Genomic DNA, 9,354 nt, shown 5'->3' with positions numbered 1-9,354 from the left:
CCTCAAACCAGGCGCCCACAAGCCCCATATCATCAGCAGCCAGCAGCATTCTTCAAAGTGAAGACAGATAATAAGTTCTGTAAATCATAATATTCACCCTCACCAGAAAAATAAATGACAGTAAAGAGTACTTAGCTTTTTATGGAATTGCTATAGTTACAATTCATTATAAAATTTTCTCATATGAAAAGCAATAAAATCTCATCTTGTCTGTCTTGACATTGCTATAAATCAGGGGAATCATTTGGTTACTGTTCATTGGTAACAATCCCGCGAAGCGTGTTGCTGAGCGGAGTGAACAGTAACTAACTTACTACAAATGTAAACCAAACACAAGAAGACAAGTTGACAATTCTCTTCGCCTATGATATAAAAAGAAGGTCAAAATCAATCATCAACAGGGAAAGAGGAGAGTCTTATTATGAGTCAGTCATATGCAAAAAGCCCTGCTGCAGAGAGAAAATTTACAACCAGAGAAATGGTACTGGTTGGTATGTTTGCAGCAGTTCTTGCAGTAATATCGCAGATTTCACTGCCAATGCCTACCGGTGTACCGATCACCATTCAGGTATTTGGTGTAGCACTTGTAGGCGCAGTACTTGGTTCCAGGCTTGGAACTACAGCAACACTGGTTTACGTTCTGTTAGGAGCCATCGGTCTTCCGATCTTTGCTAACTTCTCAGGCGGAATCAGCAGCATCGTAGGAGTTACAGGAGGATACATCTGGGCATGGCCGATCATGACCTGGCTCTGCGGAATCCGTCCGAAAACAGAGAACAAGACAAAGAATCTTGCAATCTCAATCGGATTCGCACTGATCGGACTTCTGATCGTTGAGACAATCGGTGGTCTGCAGTGGCACTTTGTAGGAGGCTCCATGAGCATCCCGGCAATCGCAGTATACTCCTTAACAGCATTTATTCCAAAGGATATTGTGATCACAGTTCTTGCAGTACTGATCGCAATTCCCATTAGAAAAGGAATCAACAATGCAGGAAACCGCTGATAAAAGTAACAGGTTAAAGAATAGCCTGCCGGAAGACAATCTGGTAAAGCAGGAAAACATAAAGATTCACGGAATCGGACTTGATAAAGCGGGACGGTGTACACACTATCACACACAGCTTGATATAGCTGCATTGCTTTGTGCGAAATGCAGGAAATATTACGCATGCTATTCCTGTCACGATGAACTGGAAGACCATTCATTTGTTGCAACAACACCGGAAGAAGTTTATCCTGTTTTATGCGGAAACTGCGGCAGGAAACTTACACTTCAGGAATACAAAAAAGGCAGCTGCCCTTACTGCCATGCAGGATTTAATCCTAAATGTAGTTTACATGAGAATATTTATTTCTGTTGCACTATGTAACGTGTTTTGAAAAACATTTCCGCAATCTGCACGCCCCACTTTGCAGTATATTTTGCAGAAAGCTTTTTCAAACACACTCTAATGTAGAGAATACAAAATAACAAAAAATTTTGTATTCTCTTTTTATTTGTCAAAAAATCTGATATACTGATTAGAGTTAGGATAGACTAACTGAATCAAACAAATAACAAGAACATATTTCTTTTATTTGCATACAAATAAAAACAGGAGGAATAAATTGATGGATATAAATGTATTTTATGGAGTCCTGATTCCTTTTCTTGGGACTTCTGCAGGAGCTGCCTGCGTATTTTTCATGAAGAAGAATCTGAATGAACAGATTCAAAGGGCACTTACCGGTTTTGCAGCAGGAGTTATGGTTGCAGCTTCCATATGGAGTCTGCTGATCCCGGCAATTGAACAGTCTTCCGGCCTGGGGAAGCTTTCATTTGTACCGGCAGCAGTAGGATTTTGGATAGGGGTGCTTTTTTTGCTCTTGCTGGATCACATGATCCCGCATCTTCACCAGAACAGTGACAAGGCAGAAGGTCCGAAGAGCAAACTTCAGAGAACTACCATGCTGGTTCTTGCAGTAACTTTGCATAACATTCCGGAGGGAATGGCAGTAGGAGTCGTATATGCAGGCTATTTAACAGGTCACGCCCAGATTACTATAATGGGAGCTATGGCCCTTTCTATTGGGATCGCTATTCAGAACTTCCCCGAGGGAGCCATTATCTCCATGCCCTTGCGTTCTGAGGGAATGGGAAAGACCAAAGCCTTTGCAGGCGGAGTCCTGTCCGGGATTGTAGAACCTATCGGTGCAGTTCTCACAATCCTGGCTGCCGGCCTCATTGTTCCGGCACTTCCATATCTTTTAAGCTTCGCTGCCGGAGCTATGCTCTATGTAGTAGTGGAAGAACTCATACCCGAAATGTCTGCCGGAGAACATTCCAACATAGGAACCCTTTTCTTTGCCATAGGATTCTCTCTGATGATGATACTGGATGTAGCACTTGGATAAACAGATAATAATGCACTATGGACAGAATATGTAGAGAGTACTATAGTAAGCTGTATAGGATTATAGTGATCATCAAAATAATGCTTTATTTCTGAGAATCGCTATAGACAGAAATTAGAGGTGGCAGATTAATGAAAACAGCAGAAACTCCTGCAGGGATATTTACGATCAACAAAGTGAAAATTCCCTCAGCATACACATGTGCAGCAGAACAAAAAATAGAATATATCAGCGAAAATCATATGCAGATCATTACTATGGATCAGGCAGTATCATTTGGAGATCAGATATTGTCCCCCAGAATCTGTCAAAGCTGTATGAATCCTGAAAAAATTACAATCTATCCACTGGAAATAGAATACTTTGGGGAAAAAGTGTTTTTTATGGATCACTATAGTGTAAAAGAATGGAAAAAAGGCGATCCATTGCCGGAAATCCATGAATGGTATCCGCATATAAAAAAAGCCAAATGCAATCCATGCAGAAACTGTGGAAGATGTTAAAATTGCACATATGTGCATTGAATGAAAATATGTTGAAAACCAGAATCTGAAATGCTATCATGCAATCGAAATCACAAGTAAATGAGTGTTGGGGTAATACAAGGGAGATTGCATGATGAAAAAGTATGAGATTGGATTATATGAGAAAGCCATGAGAAATACATTATCATGGAGTGAAAAATTAAAATGTGCCAAAGAATGTGGATATGATTACATGGAAATGTGCATAGATGCCACAGATGAAAAAATCAACCGTATCTTCATGAATACAGCAGAAAAAAAAGAAATTATGGAAGCTGTATTTCAGGCGGGACTTCCGATTGGTTCCATGAGTGTAAGTGCCCTGACAAAATATGCGTTGGGCGATCCGGGTGAAGAAATCCGAAAGAAAGCAATGCAGATTGCAGAGAAATCCATAGAGCTTGCTGTTGATCTGGGCGTGCGTACAGTTATGATTCCGGGATATGATATCTACTTTGGAGAATCCACAATAGAAACAAAGAAATACTTTCTGGAAAATGTAAAAAAGATTGCAGAAATCGCAGAACGCGAGGGAATTCTGGTAGGATTTGAAACCATGGAGAATAACTTCATGAACACTACCGGAAAAGCAGTCCAGTATGTAAACATGGTAGATTCCGCATATCTGAAAATCTACCCGGATGCAGGAAATATCACAAACGCAGCAGTAGAGAATCAACACGATGTATGTGAAGATCTCTCTCTGGGTAAAGGAAAGCTGATCGCGCTCCATCTGAAAGAAACAAAACCGGGAATCTTCCGCGAAGTTCCTTTCCTCACAGGCCATGTACAGTTTGAAAAAATCATCAACACAGTATGGAGCTTGGGTGTCCGCCGCTACGTAACTGAATTATGGGACGTAGGAAAAGAGAACTGGAAAGAAGATATCTGTTTTGCAAATCAGAGTATGCGTACACTTTTGGACAGAGAAGCATAAATTAAGCAGTTGGAAACATAAACAAATAATAAAAGAGAAAGCGAAGAATGACAGATGTTCTTTTCTTTCTCTTTTTTGTTCACCGGAAATTACCCCGATAAATCCGCTGATTCAACTGTGAATGTCAGCTTAAATTTATAGATATCGAGTTATGTGTAAAATATTATTGACCTTAACATAGTAGTTGTTTGATTACCATATATCTGTAAATTACAAATGTTCAAGTACTGAAAAAATGTAAATTGCACATTTGTGCAGATAATGAAAATATGTTGAAATATAAAAATACAGGTGATAATATACTCTCAACAAGAGAAAAAACGTTATAATCAAAAGGAGAGAGATTCATGAGTAAGATTAGTGAAATGACAAGACAGAGCTGGATTGAAAGTACTTTTCCGGAATGGGGTACATGGTTAGTAGAAGACATTGAAAATGAAGTTGTAGCACCGGGAAATGTAGCAATGTGGTGGTTAGGATGTACAGGTGTATGGTTCAAGACACCGGCAGACACAAACATCACCATTGACCTCTGGTGCGGAAACGGAAAACGTACACACGGTGATGGAAAAATGAAAGTCGGACATCAGATGGCAAATATGTGTGGAGGAAGAGCCATGCAGCCAAATCTGAGAAACGTTCCATTTGTAATTGATCCATTTGCATTTAAGAAAGTTGATGCAGTTCTTGCTACACATTATCATCAGGATCATATGTCACCGGAGTGGGCGGCACATGTGATCAATAGTGGAATGACAACTACAGATGAAAACGGAAAAGAAATCCCGGTGCCATTTATCGGACCAAAGAAATCTGTAGAACTCTGGCAGAAATGGGGTGTTCCGGCAGAACGCTGCATCACAGTAAAACCTGGTGACACCATTAAGATCAAAGACATCGAGATTGTAGCGCTGGATTCCTTTGACAGAACCTGTATCGTAACAACAGATTCCACAGGTCCGGACAGAGAAGAACTTACAGGTGTGTGCCCGACAGACATGGACGACAAAGCAGTTAACTATCTGGTAAAGACACCAGGCGGAAATATTTATCATTCCGGAGATTCACACTTCTCCATCTACTTTGCAAAACACGGAAAAGACTATGATATTGATGTAGCATTCGGTTCATTTGGAGAAAATCCTATCGGTATGCAGGATAAGATAACATCTATCGATATCCTTCGCATGGCAGAAAATCTGAAATGTAAAGTAGTTGTTCCGATCCACTGGGATGTATGGACAAATTTCCAGGCAGACTGCGATGAGATCAAGGTTCTGTATGATTTCAGGAAAGACAGAAATGAATATAAATTCCATCCGTTCTTCTGGCAGGTAGGCGGCAAATACACATACCCGGCAGACAAGGACAAGATTTACTATCACCACAGAAGAGGATTTGAAGACTGCTTCGAAGCACCGCAGAATATTCCGTTCCGTTCCTGCCTGTAAAAACAGAATTGTCTGGAGACGGTCGGTAAGGGGTTTATTATGTGAGAGAAAAATAGAAAGTATATGAGGAGAAATTTGGGATGAATGTATTGGTAATTGATGTAGGAACATCAAGTATGCGAGGAATACTTTTTGAACATCAGGGAAAATGTCTGACAGAGAAACAGGAATTCTATCAGGCAACCTATCTGGAAAACAGTTGGGTAGAACAGAATCCGGCAGACTGGGAAAATGCACTATACAGCATTTTGAAACAGTCCGTAGCAGAAGCTGAGAATATGGGAGAGAAGATTAATGCAATTTCCATTACTTCACAGCGTTCTTCTGTAATTCCGGTAGATGAGAATATCCGTCCGCTGAGTAATGCGATCATGTGGCAGGATAAAAGAACAAATCATATCTGTGAATCTATGGAAAACCTGAATGACAAGGTATTTTCTCTATGCGGTTCCAGAGTCAATCCGGTGTTTTCTGGCTCCAAGATGATGTGGATTCGTGAAGAACGCCCGGAAATCTATGCAAAAACATACAAATTCATGGTAAGTCTCTGATATCTACATCAACGGAGGTCTTTCCAACAGCGTTCCATTCAATGACATACAGACCAATGTCTATGGTATGAAGATCATCCGCAGGGGAAAAGCAGATGCTACAGCCAGAGGTGCACTTATGATTGCAGTCACAGCAATGGGAATTTTTGAGAATGTAGAAAAAGCATTTGAGTGTATCAGCCGTCAGGATGAAGTGAAAATTTATCTTCCGGATGATAAAAAGATTCTGGAATACGAAAGATACAGGGCACAGATGAACCGTATTTATAAGAGAGCGTGGGGGGAGAAGCAAAAAGATGGCAGGTTTGAATTCCATATTTAATTTTTTGACAAGTAATATCCTGACAAGAGCAGAGCTTTTTGTAGGTTTGATCATCTTACTTGGATATATTCTTCAGCGAAAAAAATGGTATGAATGTGTAGGAGGATTTTTTAAGGGTGTGATCGGCTACCTGATCCTGATGGTAGGTGCCAACGGACTGATCACTACATTCCGTCCGATCCTTGTTGGATTAAATGAAAGATTTCAGTTAAATGCAGTTGTAATTGATCCGTATTTCGGACTGAATGCTGCAAATGAAGCATTAGAGAGCATTGGCTGCTCCGCTGCATGGGCAATGACATCACTTCTTATCGCATTTATCTGGAACATTATTTTACTGATTTTCAAAAAGTGGACGAAGCTGAGAACACTTCTTCTCACCGGACACATTATGGTACAGCAGGCTACTACAGTTACCTGGATCGTATTCCTGTTTATTCCATATCTGAGAAATATTACAGGTGCGATCCTGGTAGGAATGCTGGTAGGTACTTATCAGGCAGTCAGCTCCAATCTTACAGTAGATGCCTGTCTCAACCTTACAGACGGAAAAGACAGATTTGCAATTGGGCATCAGCAGATGGTTGCAGTATGGATCACGGATAAAGTAGCACACATATTCGGAAAAAAAGAAAACTCCATTGAAAACCTTAAATTTCCGGGATTCCTCAAAATGTTTGAGGACAACATTACTGCAACATCTACTTTAATGCTTGTGTTTTTTGGAACCATCATGGCAATCCTCGGTGAAGATTTCATGCGCCAGATTGACAGTGGATTCGCAGAAACAACGGCTTTTCCGGTATATATTCTGATTCAGTCATTATATTTTACCGTATATCTTCAGATTTTAAATATGGGCGTGAAGCTCTTTGTAGGTGAACTGACAGCGTCATTCAAGGGAATTTCAGATAAACTTCTTCCGGGTGCAGTTCCGGCAGTAGACTGTGCGGTTGCATTCAACTATGCACCGGGAAATGCAGTAACCATCGGATTTCTTTGTGGAATGGTAGGACAGGTGATTGCAATTCTGGGACTCATCGTGTTCCATTCCCCGGTTATCATTATCATGGGATTTACTACAGTATTCTTTGACAACGCTATTATCGCTATTTTTGCAAACAAACGGGGCGGTGTAAAAGCAGCCATGATCATCCCATTTATCTGTGGTCTGATTCAGGTACTGCTGGGTGCAGTTACAGTATGGCTTGTAGAACTGGTACCATACGGCGGATGGCATGGAACAACTGACTTCTCGACTGTATGGCTTGGAATTTCTGCACTGCTGAAATGTCTCGGACTTCCAGGCGCGATTATCGCTATCATACTGATGCTTCTGGTTCCGCAGATCCAGTATGCAAAATCGGATAAAGAAAATTATTTTTAGATGAATCAGAGTAGTCCTTGAAGAATGCGCAAAAATGGCAATGCGTGCCGAACTTATCAATCCACAGGTAAAACCTGCACCGCAGGAATTACAGGATAAACATTATTATAGAAAACACGGTGCAAATGCATACTACGGACAGAATGTGTGAAACGTAACATAGTACGTGTGATCAGAAAAGTCAGACCATAAAAATGGAAATGACAGAAATAGAGGATAGTTTGTGAAAGTCTGCAGAGACTTTACAAATTATCCTTTTTTCGAATATAATGAGGTCAGAGTTAAAACCTCTTTTGATACTGATATAATGGAAAGGGATATGGAACAGCAATGGAAGACATGAAAAAATATGAAAATATGACTGTCCAGGAGAAATGGAGCATTCTGGCCACGGTAGCGAATTTATATTACAATTCAGAAATGACACAAAACGAAATTGCAGACAGGATGTATACATCCAGATCCAAAATTTCCAGAATGCTGAAAGAAGCAAGAGAACTCGGTATTGTAGAAATTTCCATTAAAGAACCCTGGGAACGTGACCTGAATCTGGAAAAAGAAATTCAGCAGACTTACGGTGTCAAAACAGTAAGAGTTGTTTCCTCAAGAGATATCAGCAAGGAGCAGATTACCAGCCGCCTGTCAGAAGTTTCTGCATATTATCTGGATTCTGTTGTTAAAGAAAAGATGGTAGTAGGAATTTCTTGGGGAAATACCCTTTATCATATAGTGAAATATATTGATGCAAATAATAAGAAAAATATTCCTATTACAGTGGTTCCGATTATGGGTGCCTCAAATGTGAAACGTCCGGAACGGGATGCCATGGATCTGGCAAAAGACCTGGCTTCTGCATACGGTGGAACATATCAGTATATCTATGCCCCTCTTTTTGTGAAAAATAAAGAATTAAAAGAAATCCTTGTTCAGGATGATACCATTAAAACAGCTCTGCAGCTTGCACAGAATGCAGATGTAATTCTGACAAGTGTCGGTTCTGTGGAATATAAAACCTGGGAGAATTACCTTGGGGAAAGCACTTTTCATCTTCTGGGAAATAAAGGAGCGATTGGACATATTGGCGGTCATTTCTATGATATCAATGGGAAAGAAATCAATACTTCCTTAAATGACAGAATGATAGGAATTGGGTATGATGATCTGGAGAGGTGTAAAAATGTAGTCTGTGTTGCTTATGGAGAAGCAAAAGCAGCTGCTGTTGCAGGCGCTTTGCGAGGTGGTTTTATTAATACGCTGATCATTGATTCTGCCTGTGGAGAGAAATTGCTGGAAGGGTATCGTTAAGTTTATAAAAAGCCGGTATTATAAGTAAGAATGTAGCAAAACAACTGTCCGATTTATGATCGGGCAGCTGTCTTGGTGTTGAGAGATATTTTAGAAGTAGTGGAAAACTGTGAAGGGGTGGCGTCAGCCAAATGACGGGGTTCTGATCTGTACAGATATAAAATACCGCCAAAGAAACCAAGAATCAGTCCTGTATATCCGCCACTGCAAAGGACAACGGTTATCTTTGTAACGAAGGACATACCGCCGATCATGCAGATCAAAAATCCTGCCAGAAGACCGATCGTTGTCCATCCGATAAGTGAAACAGCCAGAAAAGCTGCGGAAGCATGTGAGTCTTTTACCTGTTTATTAATAGAATTCCATAATGTCTGATACATAATGATTCCTCTTTTCTCTTTCAATTCTTTAATCAGATGCAGATAAAAGAAAATTCTTCGGGGTTGTGGTGATCAGCATCAGCTGAGATTCCCTACCGGC

Annotated in this window: 12 protein-coding genes and 1 pseudogene; 11 read left to right on the top strand and 2 right to left on the bottom strand. The window is 40.4% G+C overall.

The genetic code is table 11. The annotated features are described in order from the left end of the window. Nucleotides 1-421 precede the first annotated feature (421 nt). Both ACTNES_RS17420 and ACTNES_RS17415 read left to right on the top strand, forming a co-directional pair. Nucleotides 422-1,006, top strand: a complete 585-nt coding sequence (locus tag ACTNES_RS17420) for a biotin transporter BioY (RefSeq protein ID WP_022381192.1) — start codon at nucleotides 422-424, stop codon at nucleotides 1,004-1,006. Next, complete coding sequence (locus tag ACTNES_RS17415) at nucleotides 990-1,373, top strand: CHY zinc finger protein (RefSeq protein WP_081018833.1); 384 nt, start codon at nucleotides 990-992, stop codon at nucleotides 1,371-1,373. The genes ACTNES_RS17420 and ACTNES_RS17415 overlap by 17 nt, the downstream gene beginning before the upstream one ends. Here the strand turns inward: ACTNES_RS17415 and ACTNES_RS17410 are convergent. Then, entirely contained in the window at nucleotides 1,352-1,450 is a 99-nt protein-coding gene (locus ACTNES_RS17410; RefSeq protein WP_368208493.1) for a DUF6783 domain-containing protein, read from the bottom strand. The two genes, ACTNES_RS17415 and ACTNES_RS17410, sit on opposite strands and share 22 nt — an antisense overlap. A gap of 164 nt (nucleotides 1,451-1,614) precedes the next feature. Here ACTNES_RS17410 and ACTNES_RS17405 point away from each other — a divergent pair, with 164 nt between their 5' ends. From ACTNES_RS17405 to ACTNES_RS17365, 9 genes and pseudogenes are all read left to right on the top strand, one after another. Then, nucleotides 1,615-2,397 carry a ZIP family metal transporter gene (locus ACTNES_RS17405; RefSeq protein ID WP_291805593.1) on the top strand — a complete coding sequence of 261 codons (783 nt, stop codon included), beginning with the start codon at nucleotides 1,615-1,617 and terminating at the stop codon, nucleotides 2,395-2,397. Between the two features lie 131 nt (nucleotides 2,398-2,528). Further along, nucleotides 2,529-2,900 (top strand): hypothetical protein, encoded by a 372-nt coding sequence (locus ACTNES_RS17400; protein WP_025579331.1) that lies wholly within the window; start codon nucleotides 2,529-2,531, stop codon nucleotides 2,898-2,900. A 112-nt stretch (nucleotides 2,901-3,012) separates the two neighbouring features. After that, nucleotides 3,013-3,858 (top strand): L-ribulose-5-phosphate 3-epimerase, encoded by an 846-nt coding sequence (locus ACTNES_RS17395; protein WP_441040215.1) that lies wholly within the window; start codon nucleotides 3,013-3,015, stop codon nucleotides 3,856-3,858. 347 nt (nucleotides 3,859-4,205) lie between these two features. Continuing rightward, nucleotides 4,206-5,309 carry an L-ascorbate 6-phosphate lactonase gene (gene ulaG, locus ACTNES_RS17390; protein WP_441040214.1) on the top strand — a complete coding sequence of 368 codons (1,104 nt, stop codon included), beginning with the start codon at nucleotides 4,206-4,208 and terminating at the stop codon, nucleotides 5,307-5,309. A gap of 80 nt (nucleotides 5,310-5,389) precedes the next feature. Further along, nucleotides 5,390-5,860: an FGGY family carbohydrate kinase gene (locus ACTNES_RS17385; protein WP_441040213.1), complete on the top strand. Its 471-nt coding sequence runs from the start codon at nucleotides 5,390-5,392 to the stop codon at nucleotides 5,858-5,860. 67 nt (nucleotides 5,861-5,927) lie between these two features. Then, on the top strand, nucleotides 5,928-6,182 hold the full coding sequence (locus ACTNES_RS17380; RefSeq protein WP_320813682.1) for a hypothetical protein: 255 nt from the start codon (nucleotides 5,928-5,930) through the stop codon (nucleotides 6,180-6,182). Next, a complete protein-coding gene (locus tag ACTNES_RS17375; protein ID WP_300333849.1) occupies nucleotides 6,157-7,569 on the top strand; it encodes a PTS ascorbate transporter subunit IIC in 1,413 nt (470 codons plus the stop codon). The genes ACTNES_RS17380 and ACTNES_RS17375 overlap by 26 nt, the downstream gene beginning before the upstream one ends. A 10-nt stretch (nucleotides 7,570-7,579) precedes the next feature. Next, nucleotides 7,580-7,720 (top strand): annotated as a pseudogene (araD, locus tag ACTNES_RS17370) (L-ribulose-5-phosphate 4-epimerase); the annotation flags it as partial. Between the two features lie 179 nt (nucleotides 7,721-7,899). Then, on the top strand, nucleotides 7,900-8,874 hold the full coding sequence (locus ACTNES_RS17365; RefSeq protein ID WP_291805607.1) for a sugar-binding transcriptional regulator: 975 nt from the start codon (nucleotides 7,900-7,902) through the stop codon (nucleotides 8,872-8,874). Between the two features lie 53 nt (nucleotides 8,875-8,927). On the opposite strand, the gene ACTNES_RS17360 is transcribed toward ACTNES_RS17365, so the two are convergent. Further along, a complete protein-coding gene (locus ACTNES_RS17360; protein WP_291816460.1) occupies nucleotides 8,928-9,254 on the bottom strand; it encodes a hypothetical protein in 327 nt (108 codons plus the stop codon). Nucleotides 9,255-9,354 lie beyond the last annotated feature (100 nt).

Origin of the sequence: Blautia sp. HCP3S3_D9 (assembly GCF_052063845.1) — a bacterium.
Lineage (GTDB): Bacteria > Bacillota > Clostridia > Lachnospirales > Lachnospiraceae > Blautia_A.
This window is presented reverse-complemented; position numbering and strand designations above follow the sequence as displayed.